Origin of the sequence: Buchnera aphidicola BCc (genome assembly GCF_000090965.1) — a bacterium.
GTDB classification, from domain to species: Bacteria; Pseudomonadota; Gammaproteobacteria; order Enterobacterales; family Enterobacteriaceae; genus Buchnera_F; species Buchnera_F aphidicola_F.
Genome location: NC_008513.1, coordinates 103,899 through 130,238, shown reverse-complemented (window position 1 = coordinate 130,238; position 26,340 = coordinate 103,899). Strand labels below are relative to the sequence as shown.

Annotated in this window: 21 protein-coding genes; 4 read left to right on the top strand and 17 right to left on the bottom strand. The window is 21.3% G+C overall.

What is annotated here, in order from left to right:
- Positions 1-41: 41 nt before the first annotated feature.
- The 3 genes from BCC_RS00615 to prfA are packed head-to-tail and all read right to left on the bottom strand — an operon-like array spanning position 42 to position 2,819.
- Complete coding sequence (locus tag BCC_RS00615) at positions 42-851, bottom strand: tetratricopeptide repeat protein (protein WP_011672509.1); 810 nt, start codon at positions 849-851, stop codon at positions 42-44.
- 38 nt (positions 852-889) lie between these two features.
- A complete protein-coding gene (gene prmC, locus BCC_RS00610) occupies positions 890-1,723 on the bottom strand; it encodes a peptide chain release factor N(5)-glutamine methyltransferase (protein WP_011672508.1) in 834 nt (277 codons plus the stop codon).
- Between the two features lie 22 nt (positions 1,724-1,745).
- On the bottom strand, positions 1,746-2,819 hold the full coding sequence (gene prfA / locus BCC_RS00605) for a peptide chain release factor 1 (RefSeq protein WP_011672507.1): 1,074 nt from the start codon (positions 2,817-2,819) through the stop codon (positions 1,746-1,748).
- Positions 2,820-3,095: 276 nt separating this feature from the next.
- Here prfA and BCC_RS00600 point away from each other — a divergent pair, with 276 nt between their 5' ends.
- The gene (locus BCC_RS00600; protein WP_328283811.1) at positions 3,096-4,040 is read left to right on the top strand and encodes a ribose-phosphate pyrophosphokinase; all 945 of its coding nucleotides are present in this window, start codon (positions 3,096-3,098) and stop codon (positions 4,038-4,040) included.
- An 87-nt stretch (positions 4,041-4,127) separates the two neighbouring features.
- Here BCC_RS00600 and BCC_RS00595 read toward each other — a convergent pair whose 3' ends face one another.
- From BCC_RS00595 to BCC_RS00535, 13 genes are all read right to left on the bottom strand, one after another.
- Positions 4,128-5,573, bottom strand: coding sequence for an NADH-quinone oxidoreductase subunit N (locus BCC_RS00595; RefSeq protein WP_011672505.1), 1,446 nt, complete (start codon positions 5,571-5,573; stop codon positions 4,128-4,130).
- A 15-nt stretch (positions 5,574-5,588) separates the two neighbouring features.
- The gene (locus BCC_RS00590; RefSeq protein WP_268869293.1) at positions 5,589-6,872 is read right to left on the bottom strand and encodes a complex I subunit 4 family protein; all 1,284 of its coding nucleotides are present in this window, start codon (positions 6,870-6,872) and stop codon (positions 5,589-5,591) included.
- Between the two features lie 260 nt (positions 6,873-7,132).
- Positions 7,133-8,998, bottom strand: a complete 1,866-nt coding sequence (locus BCC_RS00585) for an NADH-quinone oxidoreductase subunit L (protein WP_011672503.1) — start codon at positions 8,996-8,998, stop codon at positions 7,133-7,135.
- Positions 8,995-9,297, bottom strand: a complete 303-nt coding sequence (gene nuoK, locus BCC_RS00580) for an NADH-quinone oxidoreductase subunit NuoK (RefSeq protein WP_011672502.1) — start codon at positions 9,295-9,297, stop codon at positions 8,995-8,997. Before nuoK ends, BCC_RS00585 begins: the two co-directional genes overlap by 4 nt.
- Before the next feature lie 35 nt (positions 9,298-9,332).
- Positions 9,333-9,818 carry an NADH-quinone oxidoreductase subunit J gene (locus BCC_RS00575; RefSeq protein WP_011672501.1) on the bottom strand — a complete coding sequence of 162 codons (486 nt, stop codon included), beginning with the start codon at positions 9,816-9,818 and terminating at the stop codon, positions 9,333-9,335.
- Positions 9,819-9,834: 16 nt separating this feature from the next.
- Entirely contained in the window at positions 9,835-10,380 is a 546-nt protein-coding gene (gene nuoI / locus BCC_RS00570) for an NADH-quinone oxidoreductase subunit NuoI (protein WP_011672500.1), read from the bottom strand.
- 15 nt (positions 10,381-10,395) lie between these two features.
- Complete coding sequence (gene nuoH / locus BCC_RS00565) at positions 10,396-11,334, bottom strand: NADH-quinone oxidoreductase subunit NuoH (RefSeq protein ID WP_011672499.1); 939 nt, start codon at positions 11,332-11,334, stop codon at positions 10,396-10,398.
- A 26-nt stretch (positions 11,335-11,360) separates the two neighbouring features.
- Entirely contained in the window at positions 11,361-14,099 is a 2,739-nt protein-coding gene (nuoG, locus tag BCC_RS00560) for an NADH-quinone oxidoreductase subunit NuoG (RefSeq protein WP_011672498.1), read from the bottom strand.
- Positions 14,100-14,221: 122 nt separating this feature from the next.
- Entirely contained in the window at positions 14,222-15,538 is a 1,317-nt protein-coding gene (nuoF, locus tag BCC_RS00555) for an NADH-quinone oxidoreductase subunit NuoF (RefSeq protein WP_011672497.1), read from the bottom strand.
- Positions 15,535-16,032: an NADH-quinone oxidoreductase subunit NuoE gene (gene nuoE / locus BCC_RS00550; protein WP_041749136.1), complete on the bottom strand. Its 498-nt coding sequence runs from the start codon at positions 16,030-16,032 to the stop codon at positions 15,535-15,537. Before nuoE ends, nuoF begins: the two co-directional genes overlap by 4 nt.
- 4 nt (positions 16,033-16,036) lie before the next feature.
- A complete protein-coding gene (gene nuoC / locus BCC_RS00545) occupies positions 16,037-17,872 on the bottom strand; it encodes an NADH-quinone oxidoreductase subunit C/D (protein WP_049760635.1) in 1,836 nt (611 codons plus the stop codon).
- Positions 17,873-17,943: 71 nt separating this feature from the next.
- Positions 17,944-18,621 carry a NuoB/complex I 20 kDa subunit family protein gene (locus tag BCC_RS00540; protein WP_011672494.1) on the bottom strand — a complete coding sequence of 226 codons (678 nt, stop codon included), beginning with the start codon at positions 18,619-18,621 and terminating at the stop codon, positions 17,944-17,946.
- A gap of 124 nt (positions 18,622-18,745) precedes the next feature.
- Entirely contained in the window at positions 18,746-19,117 is a 372-nt protein-coding gene (locus BCC_RS00535; RefSeq protein WP_011672493.1) for an NADH-quinone oxidoreductase subunit A, read from the bottom strand.
- Between the two features lie 387 nt (positions 19,118-19,504).
- On the opposite strand from BCC_RS00535, the gene dnaK reads away from it, so the two are divergent.
- Both dnaK and dnaJ read left to right on the top strand, forming a co-directional pair.
- Entirely contained in the window at positions 19,505-21,421 is a 1,917-nt protein-coding gene (gene dnaK / locus BCC_RS00530) for a molecular chaperone DnaK (RefSeq protein WP_011672492.1), read from the top strand.
- A gap of 133 nt (positions 21,422-21,554) precedes the next feature.
- Complete coding sequence (dnaJ, locus tag BCC_RS00525) at positions 21,555-22,721, top strand: molecular chaperone DnaJ (protein ID WP_011672491.1); 1,167 nt, start codon at positions 21,555-21,557, stop codon at positions 22,719-22,721.
- A gap of 76 nt (positions 22,722-22,797) precedes the next feature.
- Here the strand turns inward: dnaJ and rpsT are convergent, their stop codons facing one another.
- Positions 22,798-23,058: a 30S ribosomal protein S20 gene (gene rpsT, locus BCC_RS00520; RefSeq protein WP_011672490.1), complete on the bottom strand. Its 261-nt coding sequence runs from the start codon at positions 23,056-23,058 to the stop codon at positions 22,798-22,800.
- A 336-nt stretch (positions 23,059-23,394) separates the two neighbouring features.
- Between rpsT and ileS the strand changes: the two genes are divergently transcribed.
- Complete coding sequence (gene ileS / locus BCC_RS00515) at positions 23,395-26,220, top strand: isoleucine--tRNA ligase (RefSeq protein ID WP_011672489.1); 2,826 nt, start codon at positions 23,395-23,397, stop codon at positions 26,218-26,220.
- The last annotated feature ends 120 nt before the right edge of the window (positions 26,221-26,340 follow it).

Sequence of the window (26,340 nt, the reverse complement as noted above, 5' to 3'; positions counted from 1 at the left end):
TATTATATTAATATTTTAAAATAAAATCATATTAATAAATATTAATGAAAAACAATTTTTTTTTGTTTAATTGTATGAATTTGCATTTTAATAATATCACTAATAGGATCTTCAGGACATTGTTCAACAAAATATATTAAATCTGGAATAGCTATATGAAAACAATTTAATTGAGAAAAAATTAATCCTCTATCTCTTATTTCATAAGGATCTTTAGGCTTTAATTTTAATAAAATATTACTAACATTTAAAGCTAATTCTATATTTTTTTCTTCAATTAAAGAAATTTTTAATAAGTCTAAAACTTTTTTTATAATTTCTAAAGAATTAGCTTCATACAAATCTTTTTTATCTAATTTAGACATCGGACTAATATTACCTTGTAACCATTTCTTCAAAATATTTTTATTTAAAAATTCTCCATTTGTAGGATTAATATAAAAAATTTTCTTTTCTAAATCAACAAATTTCAAAATTAATTGAGTAGGAAAAATTATTGGTAACATAAATAATTTTAATTGATTAGCAATATACATTAAAATAATCCCTAAAGAAAAAGAACATCCTATTTTATGAATAAAAACTTTATCTAACCATAACATATTAGATAATTTATATTTTTTATTTAAAATACCAAAATTCCATTGTTTATAAAATAAAAACAACAATTTTTTTAATTGATCTATTTTAGATAATTTATTAGAAATAATTAATGAAAATTCTTGTATTTTTTTTTTACATAAACTAATTATTTTTTCTCCTAAAAAATCAAAACGAATTTTTTCCATTATCTTTATAAAAATTTCAAATAATGGTAAATCAGATGAAACAATATCTTTTAAATCCATCATAAATAATCCTTAAAAAATTAATATAAATAACATTATTCTTATTTATTTAAATAACCATAAGTAATTCTATTTCTATTAGAATAATCTTTTACAGATACAATGTTAATAAAAAAATTGTTTTTAAAAATATTATGTACTAATTTAGTTTGCTTGTAACAATGTTCAATATACAACCATCCTGAAGAAACAAAATATTGAAACGAATTTTTTATAATATATTCAATACATTCAATTCCACTGTTTCCAGAAACTAATGCTGAATACGGTTCAAAAGAAATGTTAGAACAAGAATTTTTAAAATCTTTTCTTGACAAATAAGGTGGATTACATACAATAATATGAAATTTTTTTATTGGTATATTTTGAAACCAATTACTATAAATAAACTTAACATTATTTAAATTTAATTTATCAGCATTATATTTAGCTATTAATAATGCATATAAGCTAATATCTGTTCCAATTATTTTTAATTGAGAATTTTCAGAAGCTAATGCTAAAGATATAGCGCCACTTCCGGTACCTAATTCTAAAATAGAATTTTTAGTAGAAGAAACTTTCAATAACACTTGTTCTACTAAAATTTCTGTTTCTGGTCTGGGAATTAATACATAAGAAGAAACAAATAAAGATAATGACCAAAATTCTTTTTTTTTTATAATATATGCTATAGGTTCTCCTAAAACTCTACGAAATAAAAAATTATTTAAAATTAATAAATATTTTATTTTTATTTTTTTCTTATTTTTATAAAATAAATCTTTTTTTGAAATTTTTAATACAAAACATAATAATACTTCAGAATCTAATTTAGCTGTTAAACTATTAGATAATTTTTTTCTAGCATATGATAACCAAGTTATAATATTCATTGTTTTATATATCACTATTATTTTAATCTATTATTGATAATAAATCTGCTTGATGCTCTTGTAATAATGGTTCAATTAATAAATCTAATTTTCCTAACAAAACTTCATTTAAACGATATATAGTTAAATTAATACGATGATCAGTAACTCTATTTTGTGAAAAATTATATGTTCTATTTCTATCAGATCTTTCTCCAGTTCCAAGTAAACTTTTTCTCATTAAAGAATTTTTTAATTTTTTTTCTGCATTCATTTTAGAATAAATCTTTGCTGATAATACTGATAAAGCTTTTTCTTTATTTTTATGCTGTGATCTTTCATCTTGACATTCTACTACACAACCTGTTGGTAAATGTGTAATTCGCACTGCTGAATCTGTTGTATTAACATGTTGACCACCAGCTCCAGATGAACGAAAAGTATCAATTTTTAAATCAGAAGTATTTAAAATAATTCTTTTTGATTTAGGAACTTCTGGCATAATTGCGACTGTACATGCTGAAGTATGTACACGACCTTGAGATTCTGTTTGAGGAACACGCTGTACTCTATGACCACCAGATTCAAATTTTAATCTTCCACAAGCACCAATTCCAATTACTTTTAAAATAATTTCTTTATATCCACCTTTTTCACCTTCATGCATATTAATAATATCTACTTTCCAAGATTTGAAATCAGCGTATTTCATATACATTTTACATAAATCTCCAGAAAAAATAGCTGCTTCATGTCCACCAGTTGCTGCTCGAATTTCAATAAAACAACTATTTTTATCATAAGGATCAATAGGAATTAATAACATTTTAATTTTCTTCTCTATTTCTTTCTTTCTTTTTAAAGCAATTAATAATTCTTCCTGAGCTAAAGTAGAAAGATCTAAATCATTTAATAATAACTGAATATCTTTAATCTCAGATTTAATAGATAACCAAGACATAAATTCTTTATATAAATCATATAAATTTGCTTTTTCTTTAGAAAGTTTAGAAAATTCTCTCTTATCAAATTTTGAATAATTATTAGACAATAATTTTTCTAATTGAATATATCTCTTTTTTAAAGATTTTAACTTATTAACTATTGATTTTTTCATAAAAATAAACCTATTTATTACTTTAAAATATTATTTAAAATTCATTAAATTATATTATAATCAAAAAATAAAAAAAAAAATAAACTATTAAAAATATACATAAAAATTTATTTTTTAATAAAATATTAAATATATAAAAAAAAAGTTTTTCTTTTATTTAAATTATTAAAAAACTTTTTTTATAAAATTATTTGAAATATTTATATTTTCTATATAATAAAATATATCTTAATAAATTAATCTCATATATTTTATTAAAAGGTAAAAATGGAAAAAATTAAGTTATTCTCTGGAAATTCTGTATTAACTTTAGCGAAAAAAATTGCTAATCAATTAAAAATTGATTTAGGGAATGCAACAGTTAGCAAATTTAGTGATGGTGAAATTAGTGTACAAATTAATGAAAACATTAGAGGATCTGATGTATTTTTAATTCAATCTACTTGTTCTCCAACAAATGATAATTTTATGGAATTAATTATCATGATAGATGCACTTAGAAGAGCATCTGCAGGAAGAATTACTGCGGTAATTCCATATTTTGGTTATGCTAGACAAGATAGAAGAATACGATCATCAAGAGTACCAATTACAGCTAAAGTAATTGCTGACTTTTTATCAAATGTAGGAGTAAATCGTATTTTAACTATTGATTTACATTCTGAACAAATTCAAGGTTTTTTTAATATTCCTATAGATAATATTTCTAGTAGTACAATATTATTAAAAAATTTATTAGAATATAAATTTTTTAATCCTATTTTTGTATCTCCAGATATTGGAGGAATTATTAGAACAAGAGAAATAGCAAAATTATTATTTGATTCAGAAATAGCAATTATTGATAAACGTCGACCTAGTGCAAATAAATCTCAAGTTATGAATATTATTGGAAAAGTAAAAAACCGAGATTGTATTCTAATAGATGATATTATTGATACAGGAACTACTTTATATAATGCAGCAAAAGCACTTAAAAAAAATGGAGCAAATCGAATTTTTGCATATGCTACACATCCAATTTTTTCAGGACAGGCAGAAAAAAATCTTAAAAAATCATATATTGATAATATTATCATTTGTGATACTATTCCTTTATCAAATAAGATTCAAAATCTTAAAAAAATATATATAATATCAGTTTCCAAAATATTAGCTGAAGCAATTAGAAGAATTAATAACGAAGAATCTATTTCTGAGATGTTTAATTTATTGTTATAATAACATCATTTCAAAATGTTAAATAATAAATGTTGGAAAATATTCCAACATTATATTATAAAGATAATTTTAAAATTTAATAAATATTTAAAAAATATATGGAAAAAATCCTAATATTACAAATAAAAAACCGATACTAATTAGTAAAAATTTTTGTAATATTGAAATATATAAATTATTTACTAAACTCGTATTCGAAAATTTAATAGGTTTGATATATAAACTTCTAATAATATATAAATAATTTTGCATACCAACTATATTACTTAACATAATTAATAAAGTTGTTATAAAAAATTTTTTTTGAATTAAATGTTTAAAAATAAAAAATTTTCCCCAAAAACCTAAGGTAATAGGAAAACCTGATAAAGATAACAAAATTATAGACATTAAAATGCCTAATATAGGATTATACCAAAACAAACCAATTAAAGAGTTTTCTTTTAATAAATTATTTTTTCGTTCAATAAAATTTATATCAATAATACTTTTAATACTAAAAAAACCAATTAATCCAAATATATAAATAAATAAATAAATTATAAATAATTTATTTAAAAAAACAAATGAATATGATTGAGTAATTATAATAATTAATAAGAATCCAATATTAGAAATAGATAAATATCCAATCAATCTTTGTACATTATTTTGTATAATTCCAATAATATTTCCAAAAAAAACAGAAAACATAGATATAAGATATATAATATAATATATAGATTTTATTTTATAAATATAAGGAAAAAAATTTAAAAAACGTAATAAAAAAGAAAAAATAGAAATTTTAACAGCAGTTGAAAAAAAAATAAGAGAGCAAGGATTAGAATACTGATAAATATTTGGAGACCAAGTATGTAAAGGAAAAAGTGATAATTTAAAAAAAAGAGATAATAATATCATACATATACCAAATATCATCATACTATTCAAAATAATTGACGGATAATACATAAATATTAAAGGAAAAAAAGAAAATGATAATCTTCCAGAAACAAAATATATAAAAGAAACACCTAATAATAATAAAGCTGATGAAAAAACAGATAAAATCATATAATTTACAATAGAAAACAAATTTTTTCTTGAATTAGAAAAAAAATTTAATATTCCTAAAATTGGAAGAAATAATAACTCTATTCCTAAAAATAAAGAAAGAAAATGATTGGATATAATTATTAACATACCACCTATTGTAGATAATAAAACAAAAAAATAAAATTCAATCGAATAGTTATCTTCTAGTAATAACCAAGAATATGAAAATATACATGTAAAAAAACTAGAAATTAATAATAAAATCATAAAATAAAAAGAATATTGATCAATTCGAATTAAATCTGAAGAATAATTAAAAAAAAACCTTTTTATATATAAAATATATATTATTGAAAAAAAAATACTTATTGTAGTAACAATACAACCAGATTTTACCTTATTCTTATTATTAAGAATAAAAAACAGAATTATAATTGAAAAAATTAACATTAAAATAGGAAAAATAGGAATAATATCATTAAATAATCTAATCATATTTTTATTACCTAATTATTTTATAAATATATAATGTTGAAATATATTTTTTTGAATATTAAAAGAAAAATTTAAAATTAAACTAGGATATAAACCTAGAAAAAAAATCATAAAAACTAAAAAAAACAAGATAAAAAAATCAAAAAAACTTAATTCATGTTTAATAAAAAAATTATTATTTAAACCATAACATACTTTCTGTATCGTTACTAATGAATAAATAGAAGAAAAAAATAAATTCAAAATAAAAAAATAACCTAAAAAAGGAAATGATGAAAAAATTCCAAATAACATCATAAATTCACCACCAAAATTTCCTGACATAGGAATATTTAAATTTGAAAAAATAAAAAACAAAAAAAATGATGGGATAAATCTCATATAATTCCATAATCCTCCCATTTTAAAAATTTTTTGTGTATAAATATGACTAAAAATTTTTCCAATAATTATTAATAATGCTGCAGTAGAAATACAATAAGAAAATAAGTATAAAATAATACCTTGATGTGAAAAAAAATTAAAACTATATATAGAGGAAAAAATAATACCCATGCTTGAAATAGAAGAATAAGCAATAAATTTTTTTATATTTTTTTGAGAAAAAGCCATTATTGAACCATATAATGTAGATAATAAACCGAATATCATAAAAAAACGAGAAAATAAATAAGATGAATGAGGAAAAAAAATTAAATTAAATCTTAATATTCCATATATTGCTGGTTTTAATAAAATTCCAATTAAATCAATAGAATTAGTAGTAGGTAAACATTCTTGAACATCAGGTAACCAACTGTGAAATGGAATTAATGGAATTTTTATAATAAAAGACAATAATAAAAAAAACATCAAAAAAAATTCTGTAAATAAAGAAACAGGAGTATTTTTTAAAAGAAAATAATCAAATGTCCAAATTTTTGAATAATTATAATGACAGCAAACTAAATTAATAATAAAAAATAATAACATACATCCTGATAATTGAGAATATATAAAAAATTTATGAGCAATAAAAATATTATTTTTTTTATTTTTATTAATATTTCCCCAGAAAACAATTAAAAAATATAATGGAATTAAAATCATTTCCCAGAATAAAAAAAATAAAAATAAATCTAAAGATAAAAAAATTCCAAACATACCTGAAATTATTAATAATAAAAAAGAATAAAAAATTCCAGAATTTTTTTGTTTAGAATGCCATTCACAAAAAACTGAAAATAGACCAAATATAGAAGTTAAAACAATCATTAATAATGATAATCTATCTAACCTAAATAGATAGAAATTCCATATTTAGAAAACCACATTTTGTGAAAAATAAAAAAAAAATGACGAAATTACAAAACTTTTATCTAAATTATTATAAAAATACCAGCAAAAAAACAATGAAATCGATAGGCAAATAATCATAGTAATACTAGCTATATAACGAGGAAATTTTTTGTCTATAAAAAACATTAAACATGATAATATCGCACCAAAAATAGGTATTAAAACTAATATAAGTAATATCATATAATATATAATCCTTATTAAATATAATTAATAAAATATTAATAATAATAATTTATATTTATAAAAATAATTAATAAAACTGAAAATAAACAAAAAATATACCATCTAATATGATATACAATATCAACAATATTAATTTTAAATATTTTTTTTTTAAAAAATTTTTTTTTATTTAAAAAGAAATTTTCTATATAAAAAAAATTTTTATTATTTATATATTGAGATATATTACAGTATGATTGAATAAAAATATAAAAATAAAAAATATCAAAATACCAAGAATTATTTATTAAAATATATATTGGATAAAAAATACTTTTAAAGAAATTATTCTTTGAAGAAAAATCTTTTTTATAATACATAAAATATGAATAGATTAATCCTAATAACGAACAACAAAAAGAAATATATTCAATATATAAAGATTCAGCACAAATATGGTTAGATAAAATAAAATACTTAGAAAAAATATTATAAAATAAATACCAAGTAAGTGGAGTACATCCTAAAAACAATACAAATAAAGAAAAATTATAAAAAAAATTTTTTTTTATATATAAATATTTTTTTTTATTAATATTATGAAAAATAACAAATATCATTCTCATAGAATATATTGATGTAAAAAATACTCCTAAAAAAAACATGAATAAAACTAAATAATTTTTTTGATTATAAATATAAAATAAAATGTTTTTTTTACTATAATAACCCGAAGTAATTAAAGGAAAAGACATTAAAGAAAAACAACATATTAAAAATAAGATATATAAAAAAGGTACTTCTTGATATCTACAACCCATCTTAAAAATATTAAATTCATTATTTGTATACTTTATAATAGATCCAGCAGATAAAAATAATAAAGATTTAAAAAATGCATGAATAATTAAATGAAAAAAAGCACCAAAAATATTTTTTGTTCCTAATGCTAATAACATATAACCAATTTGACTCATAGTAGAATATGCTAAAATACATTTAATATTTTTTTCATAAATAGCTGAAATACTTGATATTAAAATTGTAATACTACCTATTATAAGAAATAATTTCATTATTTCTATGCAAGAAAAAAATAAAAAATTTACACGAATAATTAAATAAATACCCATAGTTACCATAGTAGCTGCATGAATTAATGCTGAAGCTGGAGTTGGACCTACCATAGCTCCTGTTAACCAAGTATGAAGAGGAACTTGTGCTGATTTACCTATTACTGCAATTGTTAAAAAAAAAGTAATCCAAAACAAATCATTAGTATAATTATTTAAAAAAATAATTTCTTTTAAATAATATTTTAATACAAAAAAATCTAGTGTATTAAATTTTAAAAAAATTAAAAAAATAGCAATCAAAAAAAATAAATCACTTATTCTAGTCATTAAAAATGATTTAATAGCTGCATATCCATTTTTTTTTTTTTTATAATAAAAACCAATTAATAAATAAGAACAAAGTCCGACTAATTCCCAAACAAAAAACATACTTAAAAAATTTGAAGTTAATAAAAATATCATCATAAAAAAAACAAATAGATTCATATATAAAAAATATTTTTTATATTCTTGAGATTTTTTCATATACCATAATGAAAAAATAAAAACACATAAACTTATTAATTGTAATATTCCTAACATAGTTAAAGAAAAAATATCTATTAAGAATTTTAATTTAATATTATAATTATTTAAAGTAATCCAATTACATACTGAAATAAAAAAAACTTTAAAAACATTATTTTTATAATAATTATAAAAAACATATAAATAAAAAACAAACGAAACTATAAGAGAAAAAATACAAATCATTGAAATATTTTTTTTTGAAAAAAAATTCTGAAAAAAAAACAATAAAAAAAAACTTAATAATGGAAATAAAACAATATAAAAAATTAAATTCATTTAGAAATCTCTCTTAATTTATATATATCTAATGTATGATAACGTTGATATATTCTTAAAAAAATTGCTAGCATTACACTAACTTCTACTGTAGCTATGGTAACAATGAAAATATATAAAACGCAACAATCAATTTGTTTCCAATATTTTCCTATTAATATAAATCCTAATATAATCGAATTTATTAATACTTCTAAACTAACTAATATAAATATTAAATTTTTATGTATTAATAAAGAAATAATACCTATAAAAAATAAAATAATTGATATGGTAAATCCATAATTTAATGACAACATAATTGTATATTATCCTATTAAATATTATATAAAAATTATTTTCTTAAAAAAAAACAAACTAATAATACAGAAGATAATAATAATAATGAAGAAAATTCTATTAAAAACAAATATTTATTAAATAAACATAAACAAATATCTTGAATTAAAAATTTTTTATAAAAGAAAAATTTATCTTTATTACTATTAATTTGTATAAAAAATATAAAAAAAATTAATATAGTAAAAAAAAGAGAAGAAAAATAAAAAAAATTTTTTAAATTATTAAAAAAAAAATTCCTACTAAATCTTTTAGGTCGCATTAAAATTGCTATTAAAATAAACAAAACCGTAATCGCTCCAGCATAAATAATAACCTCTAATACACCTATAAATGAAAGACCTAATACACAAAAAATACTAGCAATAGAAAATATTAATAATATTAAATATATTAAAGAATAAATTAAATTTATACTAATCATTATTAAAATAGAAAAAAAAACTGCTAAAAATGAAAATAACCAAAAAGAGATTGCCATGAAAAATTATCCTTAATTATGGTAATAAATCAGTTACATCAACACAATTTGATATTTTTTTTGAAAGATTTTTTTTTAAATCATACGTTGTATTAACCCCTGAAATAGAATAAAAATCATATTTTGAAAATTTTCCCGGACCAGAAAATAGTAAATTTTTTTTTTTATATAACAATTCTTTTCTTTTAAATTCACTTAATTCTATATCAGGAGTCAATTGTATCGCCATAGTTGGACAAGCTTCCTCACATAATCCACAAAAAATACATCTAGACAAATTTATTTGAAAAGATTTAGCATACCAACGACCATTCTTTTCTTCTGATTTTTTTAATGAAATACAATTTACCGGGCATACCGCGGAACAAAGATTGCATGCAACACAACGTTCGGAACCATTTGAATTACGAGTTAAAATAATGCGACCACGATATCTTAATGATAAATTTAAAGGTTCATCAGGATATAAACGAGTTTCACGAAAAGAAAAAATGTTGCTAAAAATCATTAATATACTACGAATTTGACTTAAAAAACCAAGAAATATATTTTTCATATTCATAAATTTATGTATTTCCTATTTTAATAAAATTTTAAAAGATGTATAAATTATATTTAATAATGATAAAGGAAAAAAAAATTTCCATGCAAATAACATAACATGTTCATATTTTGGTCTAGGTAATGAAGCTCGAAACAAAATAAATAAAAAAATAAAAAATAAAGTTTTTAATAAGAACCAAAAAAGAGGAGAAAAAAAAGGACCTAACCAACCACCAAAAAATAAACATACAATTAATGATGAAACAGTAATAATTGAAATATATTCAGCAATAAAAAACATTCCAAATTTCATTCCTGAATATTCAATATGATATCCATCTGCTAATTCTGTCAGACTCAGGTGATCAAATGGATGTCTATGACAAACAGCAATACCAGCAATAAAAAATAAAATAAAACCAAAAAATTGAGGAAAAATATTCCAAATTTTTTTTTGAGAATATACAATATCAATTAAATTAAAAGATCCGCATTGCATAACAGCACCCATTGCTGATAATCCTAAAAAAATTTCATAACTTAACATTTGAGCGACAGATCTAATAGATCCTAATAAAGCATATTTATTGTTACTTGACCATCCTGCTAATAAAACCCCGTACACTGATAATGAAGACATCATTATAAAAAATAAAATTCCAATATCTAAATTTATAATAAAACACTTTGAAGTAATAGGAATAATAGAAAATACTAATAAAAGAGAAATAAAAGAAATAATAGGAGCAGTAATAAATAAAATTTTTTCACTAAAAGGAGGTATCCAATCTTCTTTAAATATTAATTTTATCATATCTGCAAATAATTGCATACAACCTTGCCAACCTACTCTATTAGGACCATATCGATTTTGTAATATTCCTAATATTCTACGTTCTATTACACTTAAAAAACTCGCACCAAAAATAATAAAAAATAAAAATTTAATAACAAAAAAAATTTTCTCTTTCATGTATATACCTAATTAAAATATCTCATTTATATATTATATTTCATTAATTTTATAGCAATTTTATTTAAAAAAATCATCGGTATATTACCAATACCAACAGGTAAACCAATATGACATGAATTTATATAACTAGATAATTTTACTGGAAATTTAAATATATTATCATTTATTTGAAATTGTAATATATCATTATTATATATATTCATTTTCTTAGCATCAGTACGATTTAATACTGCATAAAAAAACTTTATTTTTAAAATATTTACGAAATAATTATGACTTATTTCTTCACTACCTAATAATTTATAATAAGGAATTATTTTAAAAGAATTCACAGAAATTTTTTTATTTAAAATATTCTTTTTAATAAAAAAATTTGAAAGATGTTTTTCTTTATATTTTTTAAAAATTAAAATACCTTCATTATATAAAAAAAACTGATTTTTTGATTGTATAGATAATTTATATAATGATTGTTGAGAATTCCAATTAGGTGACCATAAAAATGGAGAAAAAGAAAAACTTTTCTCAGTTTGTTGAGAACCTTCTATTGAAAAAGAAAACATACTATCTACATCAATAGGTGATTTAGGTTCATGCATATTTATATCTGCAAACATTGCAGTTCGACCACTGTATCGAAGAGAAGATCTAGCAATTTTTTGATTATTAATTCTAAATTTTGCAGAAGGAGAAGAATTTTTTAAATATTTAAAATAAGAATTTTTTTTAGAACAAAATTTAATTATTTTATCTATAGAAATAGATTGAATTAATTTAAATGATTTAATATTATTTAAAATTGCATAAATCCATCTCCAACCTTCTAATTTATAAATCTTTTTTTTATAAAAATTCGGATTATATACTTTAAAAAATCTTTGTAATCGACCTTCATAATTTAAAATATTTCCTGAACTTTCAGCAAAATTTGTCGTAGGCAAAAAAAAATCTGATTTATTAACTATTTTAGTATTATAATGATCTAGTACAATAATTTTATTTACTTTTTCAAAAATTTTATTAATTACGGTTGCTTCATATAATTTATGTAAATTATTTTCTAATATAATTAATATATCAACTTTATTTGAATTTATAATATTAAACATAGAATCTAAAGAAATACTTGGTATAAGAGATATACCAATACTATTAGCTGCTGGTGGAAATAACATTAAACCGACAGGCAAACCTCTTTTTTTTAAAGATCTAGCAATATTACACGATATCTTCAATATATTAAGATTATTATATGAAGTACCAGAAATAATTAATGGTTTTTTCGCTTGACATAATATTTTTGCTATAAATTTAATTTTCTTACATATTTTATGATTTTGATAAGAAAATAAATTTGAAGAGTTATTTATTCTATCTAATAATAACAAACAAAATTGTAACTGTTCTTCAATTGATCCATAATAATTAATATTAGAAATATCATCCAATTTAGATTTATCACCTTGAATAATAAATAAATAATTTTTTTTATTTTGTAAAATATTTTTTATTGCATTGCTATTCCAACTAGGAATACTTGTATCTTTTAAAATAAAAGAATGAAAACCATTAATTGCTTGTCTAACTGCTAAAGCTGCTAAAGATGCTGTTTGAGTAATATCTTCACTAATAATTAAAATAACATCATAATTTTTAATTTCTGAAATAGATGGAATAATAAATTCATTACTCTTTAATATTTTTGTAATAATACTGATACATTGATTTAATTGTGGTAACATACCATTAGAAAAATTTTTTTCTCCTACTAATTGACATAACAGTGTATTACTTTCAATACTTGCTCTATCAGAGCCGATACCTAATATTTTATTAGAAGAATTTCGAAAAATATTAATAATCAAAGAAATAATCTTAGAATATTTAAGAAATTTTATTATATTGTTTTTTTTTTCAAATGGTTGATATACTTTATTATAATTTATATAATTATAACCAAAACGTCCTAAATCGCATAAAAAATACTTATTTATAGATAAATTATATCTATTATCTATACGACACACTTTTCCCAAACGTTCACCAATGCTAATATTACAACCGATACTACAATTATGACAAATACTTGGAGTATATTGTAAATCCCATTTTCGATGAAAATTATTAATATTTGTTTTATCAGTAAATACGCCTGTAGGACAAATATCAATTAAATTTCCTGAATATTCACTTTCTAAAAATCCGTCTTCTAATCGACCAAAATAAATTTTATTATTTGATCCATATACTCCAAAATCTTTTCCTCCTGAATAATCTTTATAATATCTTATACAACGATAACATGTAATACACCTATTCATATTATGTGATATTAATGGACCTAAATATTGATTCTTAAAGATACGTTTCTTAAATATATAACGGCGTATATGATGTTTATTTAAAACTGTCATATCTTGTAAATGACAACTTCCTCCTTCAGCACAAACAGGACAATCATGAGGATGATTTAACATCATTAGTTCAATTATATCTTTTTGAAATTTTTTTACATCTGAATCTATTAATGAAATTCGCATATTTTTTTGAACAACAGACATACAAGACATTACAATAGAACCTACATCATCTTCCTTATTTTGATATACTTTAACCGCACATTGTCTACATGCACCTATACTTCCTAAAGCTGGGTGCCAGCAAAAAAAAGGTACATTAAAGCCTTTAGATAAACAAGCTTGTAACAAATTATATGACGATTTAACAAAAAAAATTTTTCCATCAATAAAAATTTTTACCATAGTAAATAACCTATTTAATAAATTACTAATATTTTATTATATTAAAATTTTTTTAAAAAAAATAATATTAACATACAAATTATTATATTTAATTAAATTAAAATATATATTTTTATTATTTCTTATAAAGAAACAATATTTATATTTTTTTTATTTTTATAAATGCTATTTTCAAACTCATTACGAAATAATTTTAAAGCACTTTTTAATGGAGATATTGCTCCTGGAGCATGAGCACAAAAAGTTTTTCCAGGACCTAAAGATATACACAATTCATCTAATATTTTAATATCTTCTTTTTTTCCATTTTTTTTTTCTAAATTTTTTAATAACTTAACAATCCATGGTAATCCTTCTCGACACGGAGTACAAAATCCACATGATTCTCGAGAAAAAAAAATTTCAATATTAATAAGTAAAGAAATAATATTGATATTATTATCAATCGCCATAGAAATTCCAGTTCCTAATCGACTACCTATTTCTTGAAAACTAGTAAAATCCATTTTTATATCAATATCTTTATGTGATAATATATCAGTTCCAGCACCACCTGGTTGCCAAGCTTTTAAAAATAAATTTTTTTTCATTCCTCCAGCATAATCTTCTAATACTTCTCTTGCAGTAATTCCTAATGGTAACTCCCATAAACCAGGATTTTTTACTTTACCTGAAAATCCTAATAATTTAGTTCCAGAATCTTTTCCTTTAGATAAATTCTTATACCATTCTGAACCATGTTGAATAATTGCAGGAATATTTGATAATGTTTCAACATTATTAATACATGTAGGTTTACCCCAAAGACCATAATTAGCAGGAAATGGTGGTTTAAATCGTGGATTAGCTCTTAATCCTTCTAATGAATTAATTAAAGCTGTTTCTTCACCACAAATATAACGACCAGCTCCTGTATGTAGAAACAAATTAAAATTAAATCCACTATTTAATATATTTTTTCCTAAATAACCTAATTGATATGCTTCATCAATTGATTTATTTAAAATTTTTTCTGCTACATAATAATCACCACGTAAAAAAATGTAAGCACAACTAATATGTAATGTAAAAGCACATATAATAATACCTTCAATTAATTGATGTGGTAATCTTTCCATTAAAAATCTATCTTTATATGTTCCAGGCTCCATTTCATCCGCATTACAAATTAAGTATCTTATTTTTTCTTTAATATTACTTTTTAACATTAAATTCCATTTTATTCCGGTAGGAAATCCAGCTCCTCCTCTTCCTCTTAAACCTGATTCTTTAATTAATAATATTATATCTTCTGGACATAATTTTTTTAAAGATTTTTTTAAAGATTGATAACCGCCAGTGTGACAGTACTCATGTATTCCAATAGATTTATTAGAAGAATATTTATCTATTCTCCATGTTAAAGGATGAGTTTCAGATGTTTTTAACATATATATCATTTATATTTATCCAATATATTAATTAACATTTTTGAAGTAAGTCTAGTATATAAAGTTTTATTAACTAGCATTACAGGACCTTTATCACAAGCTCCTAAACAACAGGTTGGTAACAAAGTATATCTACAATCAGAAGTTGTTTCTCCTGGAGAAATATTTAAAATATATTTTAATTTTTTTTTAATACTTTTAAAATTATTAATAAAACATACAACACTATCACAATAACGAATTATATTACGACCTACTGGTTTCCGAAAAATATGACAATAAAAAGTTGCTATACTTTCTACTTCACATGCTGGAATAGATAATATTTTAGAAATTGCTATAATAGAGTCTTTACAAATCCACTTTCTATGTTCTTGTACAATTTTTAAAGCTTCAATACACGCTGCTTGTGAATTAACATAACATTTTTTTTTTTTTAAAATTTTAGAAATCTCTAATTTACTTAATTCAAACACTTTATTTTTCCTAATTTTTATACAAATAAATTTATCTATCTACATCTGACATCACAAAATCAATACTACCTAAATAAACAATCAAATCTGATATTACATAACCTCTTATAACAGAAGGAATTTGTTGTAAATGAGCAAAACTAGGAGTCCGAATTCTTGTTCTATAACTTGTAGTTAATCCATCACTTATTAAATAATAACTATTGATTCCTTTTGTTGCTTCAATCATCTGAAAACTTTCATTACTAGGAATTATTGGTCCCCAAGACATTTGCAAAAAATGTGTAATCATTCTTTCAATATGAAATAAAGATTTATTTTTTTTTTGAGGTGTACTTAACGGATGATCAGATTTATATGAACCTAAAGGCATATGTAATAAACATTGATTTAATATTTTTAAACTTTGTCTAATCTCTTCAATTTTTAATAATACTCGCGTATATGCATCACTAATATTATTTCCAATTGGAACTTCAAAATCAAAATTTTGATAACCAGAATATGGTCTATTTTTTCTTACATCAAAATTCACTCCAGTTGCACGTAAACCTGCTCCAGTAATTCCCCATGATAAAGCTTCTTTTTTTCCATAAGCCGCAATACCTTTTGAACGTGATATTAAAATCTTATTTTTTATTGCAATATTAACATAATAATCTAATCGTTTAGGCATCCAAATTAAAAATTTCTTTAATAAAGAATTCCAATTCTTCGGTAAATCTTTTGCTACTCCTCCAATTCTAAACCATGCTGGATGCATACGAGCTCCAGTAATAGATTCGATTAAATCATAAATTTTTTGACGATCTGTAAATGCTAAAAAAACAGTACTCATACTTCCTATATCTTGAATAAAAGTAGATAAAAATAATAAATGACTATTAATTCTAAATAATTCAGATAATAATATTCTAATTACTTGAACTTTTTCAGGCACAACAATTCCTGCTAACTTTTCTACAGCTAATATATAAGGCATTTCATTAACACATCCACCTAAATATTCTATACGATCGGTATATGGAATATAACTATGCCATGTTTGTCTTTCAGCAATTTTTTCAGCTCCACGATGATGATAACCAATATCTGGAATACAATTTATAATTTTTTCCCCATGTAATTGCAGAACTATACGAAAAGCTCCATGAGAAGAAGGATGATTAGGTCCGAAATTTAAAAACATATATTCTGAATTATTAGAATCATTATTTTCTAAACCCCATGATTTAGGGCAGAATTTTAAAGATTCCATTGCTAAATCTTCTTTTTGTTTAGTGAAATAAAATTCATCAAATTCTGTTGCATGAGAAGAATAATCTTTTCGTAAAGGATGTCCTACCCAATTTTTAGGCATCAAAATACGAGTTAAATATGGATGATTATTAAAGACAATTCCAAACATATCCCAAATCTCACGTTCATACCAATTAGCATTTAAAAAAATTGATGAAATTGTTGGTAATTGTAAATGTTCTTTTAACAAAGCAACTTTTAATATTAAATCAGAATTATTAGAAATTGAAAAAAAATAATAAGATACTGTAAAATCAGCATTCGGAAAACTTTTAACATTTTTTCTTGTACGTTCATCTATTCCAAATAAATCAAATAAAATTTCATAAGAACAAGTATTATTTTTTTTTAAAAAACCAATTACTTGAATTAGTATAGTACTATCAATCCATAAAATAGGAGATTCTAAATAAGAATCTTGTATAAAAAAATTTTCTTTTCCGAATAATTTAAATAAACTTAAAATAATAGGGTTATTTTTAAAAAATTTATTTTTTCTATCATCTAAAAAATTTTTTTTTTTTTTAAATCCATATGAGACATATTTATTATCCTTATAATAAGCAATATAATCAAAATATAATAGTTATATATATAAAATATATATTTATAAAAAACAAAACAATTTTTTTTACAAAATCAAAAAGAATCTTCTGAATCAATATTAATAATAGAAATTCTTTTTTTATTTTTTTCTTCTTTCTCAGATAACATATTATATTTATACACCCCTTGCTCACCTACTATCCAAGATAATGGTCTGCGTTCTTTAGAAATAGCTTTTTGTAATAAAGTAATTGCATGAATATATGCTTCTGGTCTTGGAGGACAGCCAGGTATATAAATATCAACTGGAAGAAATTTATCAACTCCTTGAACAACAGAATATATGTCATACATACCACCTGAATTTGCACAAGAACCCATCGAAATAACCCATTTTGGTTCTAACATTAGATCATATAATCGTTGTATTACTGGAGCCATTTTAATAAATGGAGTACCAGCAATAACCATAAAATCTGCTTGTCTAGGAGAGGTCCGTAAAACTTCGGAACCAAAACGAGAAATATCATGAATAGATGTAAAAGCACTAACCATTTCAACATAACAACAAGATAAACCAAAATTATACGGCCATAAAGAATTCTTTCTTCCCCAATTCATAATATATTGCATATATTTTGATATTGTTCCAAAAAAAATATTATTTTTTATTTGTTTTTTTATTGGATCTGATGTTTTTTTTAAAGAACGTAAAGGATATTTTTTCGAAATACTATTTTTTGTATTAACACGAGTTAAAGTATATTTCATTTTAAAAAATCCTATGATTATTTTTTTATATTCTTGTATTTAATAAATAAATTTATTTATAAAAAAATTTATAAAATTATTTATCAATTTTAAATTTATCATTACATAATAAATAAATAATTATTTATTTAAACAAATTTTTTTTAAATATTTTTTTTTTAATTAAATAAAACCATGTCAAAAATAAAAAAGCAATGAAAATGTACATTTCAAAAAAAATTATCCATTCTAACTTATTTATACAAACCGACCAAGAATATAAATACAAAATTTCTACATCAAATATAACAAACAAAATAGCAATCAAAGAAAATTTAATTGGTACCGGTAATTTTGTGTTTCCAAAAGAAATTATTCCAGATTCAAAAGGTTCAGGTACATCTCTAAAATATGATTTACTTCCGAAAAAATAACCTAAAAATAACATAAAAAAACATAAAAAAAAACTACAAAAAATAAAAAAATAAAAACCAAAAAATTCATAATTAACATTCATAAATATATTTAAGCTTAAAATATAATATAAATTATATTCATTTAATTAAAAATTAATTAAAAAAATATAATATATAAATAATATTTGATTAATATCAATAAAATTTATTATATCATTTTATCAAAAAAAAAAGTGATATTTTTAATTAAACTAATTAATTTTTTTCCAAAAAAAAACATTTAAATATTTTTAATCTTAAAATTTATTAAAAATATAATTATATTTTTTTTTTACCCTTGATGCAGAACAAACTGACCCCATTTAATTAGTATTATCTATTTTATAGATAATTTTTTTTCAAAAAAAAATTGTTAATATAAGATATTTAATTTTTAAATAATAAATTTAAAAATCATTTATTACTATATATTTAGAAGGAATACATTTATGGGAAAAATTATTGGAATAGATTTAGGAACTACAAATTCTTGTGTAGCAGTTATGGACAATAATAAAGCAAAAGTTCTAGAAAATTCTGAAGGAGAACGTACTACACCATCTATTATTGCATATACTGAAAATAATGAAATTCTAGTAGGACAACCAGCAAAAAGACAATCAATCACAAATCCAAAAAATACATTATTTGCTATTAAAAGATTAATGGGAAGAAAATTTCAAGACGAAGAAGTACAACGTGATATTAAAATAATGCCATATGAAATCATTCAATCTGTAAATGGAGACGCATGGTTAAAAATAAAAAAAGAAAAAATAGCTCCACCTCAAATATCAGCTGAAATTCTAAAAAAAATGAAAAAAACTGCTGAAGAGTTTTTAGGTGAAAGTATTACTGAAGCTGTTATTACTGTTCCCGCATATTTCAATGATGCACAAAGACAAGCAACTAAAGATGCTGGTAAAATAGCAGGACTTCAAGTAAAAAGAATAATAAATGAACCAACAGCAGCAGCATTAGCATATGGATTAGATAAAGGAAAAGGGAATCGAACAATAGCAGTATATGATTTAGGAGGAGGAACATTTGACATTTCAATTATTGAAATTGATGATGTAGAAAAAGAAAAAACATTTGAAGTATTATCAACTAACGGTGATACACACTTAGGCGGAGAAGATTTTGATAATCGACTAATACATTTTTTAGTTGCTGAATTTCAAAAAGAACAAGGAATTAATTTAAATAATGATTCTTTAGCAATGCAAAGATTAAAAGAAGCAGCTGAAAAAGCAAAAATAGAGTTGTCAACTACACAACAGACTGATATAAATCTTCCATATATTACAGCAGATGCTACTGGACCAAAACATCTAAATATAAAAATTACAAGATCAAAATTAGAATCACTAGTAGAAGATTTAGTCTTACAATCTATAAAACCATTAGAAACAGCATTAAAAGATGCAAAATTAAAAATATCAGATATTAATGATATTATTTTAGTTGGCGGACAAACACGTATGCCGTTAGTACAAAAAAAAGTAGCTGATTTTTTTGGAAAAAAACCTAGAAAAGATGTAAATCCTGATGAAGCAGTTGCTATTGGAGCTGCGGTACAAGGAGGAGTTTTATCTGGAACAGTAAAAGATGTATTATTATTAGATGTAACTCCATTATCTCTTGGAATTGAAACTATGGGTGGAGTAATGACATCATTAATTAATAAAAACACAACAATTCCAACAAAACATAGTCAAACTTTTTCTACAGCTGAAGATAATCAATCTGCAGTTACTATACATATATTACAAGGAGAAAGAAAAAGAGCTCTAGATAATAAATCATTAGGACAATTTAATCTAGATGGAATACAAGCTGCTCCAAGGGGAGTACCGCAAATAGAAGTAACATTTGATATTGATGCTGACGGAATATTACATGTTTCAGCAAAAGATAAAAATACAGGAAAAGAACAAAAAATTACTATACAATCTTCATCTGGATTAAATGATGATGAAATTAAAAAAATGATTTTAGATGCTCAAGAAAATTCTGAAAAAGATCTACAATTTGAAGAACTAATAAAGACAAAAAATCAAGGAGATCAAATTTTACATAATACTAAAAAACAATTAGATGAATGTAAAGAAAAAATTGATCCAACAATTAAATCAGATATTGAAAAATCATTACAAGAATTAGATATATCATTAAAAGGAGAAAACAAAAAAGAAATCGAAGATAATATACAAAAAATAATAGAATTAAATTTAAAATTAACAGAAATATTAAAAAATCAAAAACCAGAAGAAACAGTACAAGAAAAAGAAAACAAAGAAAACGATAAAAAAAATGTAGTAGATGCTGAATTTGAAGAAATTAAAGATAAAAATAAAAAATAAAATAATTTTTATATTAAAAATATTTATTATATATATAATAAAATTATTCTTACTTAATCTTTTATGTAATACATAGGGTGTAGAAATTATCTACACCCATATTATACGCATAATATGGAAAATAAAAAATATCATGACAAAACAAGATTATTATACAACTTTAAACATTTCCAATACTGCAAGTCAACTTGATATTAAAAGAGCTTATAAAAAACTTGCTATTAAATATCATCCTGATCGAAATCAAGGTAATAAAACAGCAGAAGAAAAATTTAAAAAAATTAAACAAGCATATGAAATTTTAAGTGATACTAAAAAAAGAAATTTATATGATCAATATGGACATTCAGCATTCGAACAAAACAATAACTCTAATAATGAATTTCATAGCAGTTTTACTACTTCTACATCTGATTTTAATGATATATTTGGTGATGTTTTTGGTGATATTTTTGGTAGTAATAAAAAAAACAGAAAAGAAAAAGGATCTGATTTACAATATAATATTATTCTAACATTAGAAGAAGCTGTAAAAGGAATTAAGAAAGAAATTAGAATTCCAAAATTAGATAAATGTCAATCTTGTTATGGTTATGGTTCTGCATATGGATCTAAACCTAGTACATGTACGAGTTGTAATGGACACGGGCAAATACATATGAGAAAAGGATTTTTTAGTGTGCAACAAACATGTTCTACATGTAGAGGTACTGGGACAATGATAAAAAACCCATGTAAAATTTGTTTTGGACAAGGAAGAATCAAAAAATCTAAAAAATTATCTATTACAATACCTGCTGGTATTGATACAAATGACCAAATTCGTTTAAATAATGAAGGTGAAGCAGGAAAATATGGAGCTAAATCTGGAGATTTATATATACAAATAAAAGTAAAAAAACACCCAATTTTTAAACGAGATGAAAATAATTTGCATTGTAAAATTCCTATAAATTTTGTAATAGCAGGGGGATCTATAATTTTGTATAGCAGCTTTAGGGGCGAAATAACTGTTCCGACATTAGAAGGAAAAATAAACTTAAAAATACCTTCTGAAACACAATCAGGTAAAATATTCCGTATACGAGGTAAAGGTGTGAAATCAGTTAGAAAAGGATTTCAAGGAGATTTATTCTGTAAAATTATAGTAGAAACCCCTGTAAATTTAAATTCATTTCAAAAAAAAATATTATATCAATTAGGAGAAAGTTTTAAAAATTATAAAGGAGAAAATAATAGCCCTAAATCTAAAAGATTTTTTAATAGTGTAAAAAAATTTTTTAATAATTTTACTAAATAAAATCTAATAGAAATAGGGTATTGCTATCTATAAATAATAGAAGCAATACTAGTAAAAAAGTATAAAAAATATGATATTAAATTTTTTTAATATTATTCATTAATACTGATTTATATCTTGATGCTTTATTAATATGTATAATTTTTTTTAAGGAATATCTATCTACTAATGATTGAAATATATAAAAAAACTTAATAGCTTTTATTCTATTTTTTTCTTTAATAAAAAAAAGTACTTTTTTCATAAATGTTTTTATCATTGAACGTTTACTACAATTATATTTTCTACGTTTTTCAGAAATACTTATATGTTTTTTAGATGATTTAATATTAGCCAAAATAATTATAACCTCCAAATTAAATTAATTTAATGAACTATTAAATACTTGTATAAAAATTACATTACATATTTATTAGTATAAATATATTTTTTTAAAAAAATAAACTTTTAATCTAAAATAGATATACTAATTATTCAATATCTAAAATGCTAATAATATTAATATTATATAATGATAAAGTATATAAAAATATAAAAAAAAAAATTTAAAAAATAATTTTTTATTAAATATAAAAAAAAATTTTTATATAAATAAATAATTATTTTTATAATATAAATATTACTATCAATATTTTTATAAATAAAATTTCTACTTTAATATAGAGTTAATCGAATGATAAACATAAAAAAATCTTTAAATTTACCAAAAACAAAATTTCCTATGAAAGCTAATTTAGCATATAAAGAAAACGAGATATTAGAAACATGGAAAAAAATAAATTTATATAATAAATTACATAAAAACAAAAAAAAAAATAAACAATTTTTTTTACAAGATGGTCCTCCGTATGCAAATGGAAATATTCACATTGGTCATGCAGTAAATAAAATTTTAAAAGATATAATTTTAAAATTTAAACGTATGTCTGGATTTTTTTCTCCATATATTCCATGTTGGGATTGCCATGGATTACCTATTGAACATATTATAGAAAAAAAACTTTCTAAAAAAAAAATTAATAAAAAAGAATTTCGAAAAATATGTTTTAAATATGTTTTAAAACAAGTAGAAAAACAAAAAAATGATTTTATACGATTAGGAATTATTGCAAATTGGGATAATATTAATTTAAGTACTGATTATATTAATCAATCCAATACAATTAAAGTATTAACTAAAATTGTTGAAAAAGGATTAATATACCGTGATCTTAAACCTGTTTATTGGTGTTTTGATTGTCAATCTGCTCTTGCTGAAGCTGAAATAGAATATAAATTTAAAAAATCAATTTCTATATATATAGAATATAAATTAATTGAAAATTCTATATTAAAAAATAATTTTTTTAAAAATTATAATAAAAAAATTTTTAATAACATTTCAATATTAATATTTACAACCACACCCTGGACTATTCCGACCTGTCAAGCTATTGCTATCAATCCAAAATTATATTATCAGATTATAAAAATAAATAAAAAATATTATATTTGTATAGAAGAATTAACAAAAAAAATTTTTAAAAAAAACAATATAAAAAAATGGAAAATAATTTTATCTTTTAAAGGAAAAGAAATAGAACACATTAAGTGTTTTCATCCATTTTTAAATACTCAAATTCCTATTATTTTATCAAAACATGTTTCAAATCAATTAGGTACAGGAGCTGTACATATGTCTCCTGATCATGGATATGAAGATTTTATTGCATGTAAAAAATATAAAATAATACCTAAACAAATTGTTGATTCACATGGTTTTTATAAAATTAAAAAATATTCTCAATTAAATAATATACATATTTTTAATAAAGAAAATAAAATAATATATATTTTAAAAAAAAACAAAAAACTATTTTTTTTTCAAACTATTAATCATAATTACCCACATTGCTGGCGTCATAAAAAACCTATTATATTCAGAGCTACACCACAATGGTTTATTAATCTTTCAAAGAAAAATTTTAAAGAAGATACTTTTAATAAAATAAAAAAAATTTTATGGATTCCTAGTTGGGGAAAAAATAAAATGAAAAAAATGCTAAAAATTAGACCAGATTGGTGTATTTCTAGACAAAGAATTTGGGGGATTCCATTACCATTCTTTATTCATAAAAATACAGGAGAATTACATCCAAATACAGTTATGATAATGAAAAAAATAGTTAAAAAAATAAGAAATCATGGATATAAAATATGGTGGGAATCTAATGTTAATACATGGATAAAAAAAGATTCAGAAACCTATCGAAAAGTTAATGATGTACTTGATGTATGGTTTGAATCTGGAGCAAATCATCAACTTAAAATATATAAACATAATATAAAAAATAAAAAAAATTATGTTGCTGATTTATATTTAGAAGGATCAGATCAACATAGAGGATGGTTTATGTCATCACTAATAATATCTATGATTACAAAAACTATTCCTCCATATTTATCAGTAATTACTCATGGATTTGTTCTGGATAAAAATGGACAAAAAATGTCAAAATCATTAAATAATAATATTTCACCAAAAAAAATTATTCAAAAAAAAGGAGCTGATATTTTAAGATTATGGGTAGCTTATACTAATTATACAAATGATATATCAATTTCAAATGAAATATTAGAACAAATCTCAGATAACTATAGAAGAATAAGAAATACAATACGATTCTTATTTTCTAATATTTTTGATTTTAAAGCTAATATTCATATTATTAAATATGAAAAAATGTTATTTTTAGATCAATGGATAATAGAAAAAACATATAATTATCAAAGAAAAATTATTAAAAAATATTCTCAATATCAATTTCATAAAGTAATAAAAAAAATTATTAATTTTTGTTCTATAGAATTAGGATCTTGTTATTTAGAATTAATTAAAGATCGTCAATACACTATGCATAAAAATAGTATAGAAAGACGTAGTAGTCAAACAGCTATTTTTTATATATTACAATTTTTAGTAAGATGGATAGCACCAATACTCTCTTTTACAGCAGAAGAAATATGGAGTCAATTACAAGAAAAAAAAGAAAAATCAATTTTCATGACTCAATGGTATAAAAATAAACAATTAATAAAAAAAAAATCTACATATAATTTATTTTTTTGGAAAAAAATCTTTGCTATAAGAAAAGAAATAAATCTGTTTATTGAAACAGAAAAAAAAAATAAATTTATTAAAAATTCATTAGAAATAATATTGTTATTATATATAAATAAAAAATTATTTAATTTTCTATTATTGTTTAATAATGAATTAAAATTTATCTTTTTAGTTTCTGAAACTCAATTACATAAATATTCTTCAGCTCCTTCATTAGCGATTAAAAGTAAAAAAATAAAAAAATTTAAAATTCTAATAAAAAAAAGCAAAAAAATAAAATGTCCAAGATGTTGGAATTATACAAAAAAAAATAATTTTTTAAAAAATAAAAATTCAATTTGTAATAAATGTATTAAAAACATTAATCAAACTAATAAAAAACATATTTTTTTATAAAAATAAATAACATTAATGCATATTTATATATATAATTTTTTTTTTATAAATATAATATAATTTGTATTATATTTATAATAACTTAAAATATTATATTCTTTAAAAATTTGTATATAAACA